This window comes from uncultured Tateyamaria sp., from assembly GCF_947504105.1.
Lineage (GTDB): Bacteria > Pseudomonadota > Alphaproteobacteria > Rhodobacterales > Rhodobacteraceae > Tateyamaria.
In genome coordinates this window covers 1-1014 of sequence record NZ_CANNGP010000141.1, presented here as the reverse complement: position 1 = coordinate 1014, position 1014 = coordinate 1, and the positions used below count along the sequence as shown (strand labels likewise).

The 1014-nt window shown below is 48.2% G+C and carries 2 protein-coding genes; one reads left to right on the top strand and one right to left on the bottom strand.

Annotated elements, in window-relative coordinates:
• Positions 1-72: 72 nt before the first annotated feature.
• Positions 73-627, bottom strand: coding sequence for a TetR/AcrR family transcriptional regulator (locus Q1A75_RS23950; protein WP_299593373.1), 555 nt, complete (start codon positions 625-627; stop codon positions 73-75).
• 180 nt (positions 628-807) lie between these two features.
• On the opposite strand from Q1A75_RS23950, the gene Q1A75_RS23945 reads away from it, so the two are divergent.
• Positions 808-1014: DUF1348 family protein (locus Q1A75_RS23945; protein WP_299593370.1), on the top strand; the 207-nt coding region annotated here is incomplete at its 3' end.

Genomic DNA, 1014 nt, shown 5'->3' with positions numbered 1-1014 from the left:
GTGACCCGGTACTTAGCTTTGGGAAACTTGTCGCGACGGGCATCATTGAATTTGTGGGGCATCGACCGTCGCTCACGCTGCTATGAGCAAACGTGCCGTTTCTTTTGCTTCTTCGGCCGGGGCAGGGATCGACCGAAACTGTGCAGCATTGATCGCTCCCTCTTTTAGGATGAGTAGCCGCTTAACAAGCGTTTCTGGATGCTGCAGCTTGGATTTTTGAGCTAAACCGAGAAGGTACTTTTCGATGAGTCCCTTGTGTTCGACAGAGTGTTTGAAGGCTGGATGATCGGGATCCTGAAACTCTGCGACCGCTTTTATAAACATGCAGCCTTTAAATGAAGGTTCACGAAACCACTCACCAAGTGCGTCGAACATCGCCACCAACTGATCTGCCTCCGATGCTCCCAGTTCAGACATTCGCTTGAACAGCCAGTTTCTAAAGACCTCATCACGGCGCCGCAAAACCGCAAGGATCAGGTCGTCTTTGGTTCTAAAGTGGTTGTAGATCGCAGTCTTTGAGATACCCGTTTCTTCAACGATCATGTCCATACCAGTAGCGTGGAAACCTCCTCGGTAGAAGACATCGAGGGCTTTGTTCACAAGTTCTTCGCGTTTAGAGGGTCGCATTTTCCATCTCTTAAGTTACTATCCGTTTCGTATACTAGTTTGGCGCAAAATCAAAGTATTAGGGGGTTTTTCTCTCATAGGGTTTGACTTATTTCTGGGAATAGGAATAGTAAAGAATACCGATCAGTCTTTTTATCTTGTATCCAGACTGACGCAGTTTATAGCCCAAAGGAACCGACTATGAGCCGTCCCCCACTTCCACCATTCACCGAAGAAACTGCGCGTGAAAAGGTTCGACTGGCCGAAGATGGCTGGAACACGCGTGATGCTGCAAAAGTAGTACTAGCCTACACAGCAGACACCAAATGGCGTGTCCGTCGTCATGGTTTTTGGGGCCAATGGCGGTCTAAACTAAGAGAGAGTTTGGCTCATCTGATTGGTTTGATT

Coding starts and splice junctions, on each gene's coding strand:
- Q1A75_RS23950 (WP_299593373.1), bottom strand. CDS start 627: ATGCGACCCTCTAAACGCGAAGAACTTGTGAACAAAGCCCTCGATGTC.